1 protein-coding gene is annotated in these 1,192 nt (G+C 36.9%); it reads left to right on the top strand.

The window, feature by feature from the left end; translation table 11 throughout:
- Positions 1–514 precede the first annotated feature (514 nt).
- On the top strand, positions 515–1,192 hold a 678-nt coding region (locus ACFIL7_RS00135; RefSeq protein ID WP_375683228.1), incomplete at its 3' end, for a POTRA domain-containing protein.

Below are 1,192 nucleotides of genomic sequence, written 5' to 3'. Positions count from 1 at the left end.
TGTATTGTCGATATAGGTTGTATCATTAAAATACTAACATATTGAAATATAATGTTTTTAATTTTCTCTCATTTAAAAAAAATAATATAGGAGCTAGAATGAACTGACAAGACTGACAAAACTCTTCTGATAAGGTCACTCAGATCATTTGCTTTTGGAAAAAAGTTCCTTGATGAGAATGCCATAAAAAGAGTTTTGCGTGGTTATCTTAAAGACTTCAAAAGAGATTTCTTATTGTTTTCTATGATGGTTTTTGACGACAGAATGTGCTTGATAGCACGATGTCTCGTTTATATGCGTGTTGAGTGGTTTAGAGGAGCTGGAGAGTGAATTTATCTCTAATTATTGATAAATATATTGTAGCATTAAACTGGGGATATTAATGTATTAACCATTGACGGGCTAAACAGTTTTGTTTAGAGGTTTTTCCATAGAAATGTGGGGGAGAGATCTTCAGCAGTTAAAATAAAGCAGTTTTTGGGTGTCACTTTTTTGGTCACAAAGGCATGTGCTTTTGTTAANTTTGAGAATTTTTCGTGCCATTTTTGTTTTCTTTGGCTTGTTTACAGGTGTAAATGTTTATGCGCGCTCCTCAGCTATTTTTCATTCCCCAACAGATAATTTTTCTCGCCAACAATCTGAGAAGCAGCAATTAGAAAGAATTGAGAATTTACGGTCTTTAACGCCTAAAAGGATCAAGACGCCTTCAGAGCAAAATCCAGAAATGCTTTTGGGTGGGAAGCAATGTTTTCCCATTCATGCTGTTGTTGTTGAGGGAGTGCACCATGTCAAAAAGCGCTCTATATCAGCCGTAACAGAGCCTTATGTTGGAAGATGTATCGGTCTTTTTGATATTCAGCTCTTAATCAAGAAGTTAACCAAAGTTTATTTGGATCAAGGCTATGTAACGGCGCGTTTTTATATTCCTGATCAAGATATCAAAAACAGCAAGACGCTCAAATTTGTTGTCGTTGAGGGGAAACTTTCAGAGATTTACTATAATGGTTCACCGACGTCTCGTTATAACAATGTTGTATGGAGTGCTTTTCCTGGGCTTCAAGGTCATGTTCTGAATATGCGCGATATTGAACAGGGGCTTGATCAGATCAACCGTTTGAGTTCAGCGCACGCTCAAAGCGAACTTCTTCCAGGGCGTGAAGAAGGCAGCACCATTGTCAATATTAACAATCAT

This window comes from Bartonella sp. AP3QHHD, from assembly GCF_042195765.1.
In the GTDB taxonomy this organism is placed as follows: domain Bacteria; phylum Pseudomonadota; class Alphaproteobacteria; order Rhizobiales; family Rhizobiaceae; genus Bartonella.
Note: the sequence above shows the minus strand (reverse complement) of the source record. Positions and strands in the feature narration are given on the sequence as shown.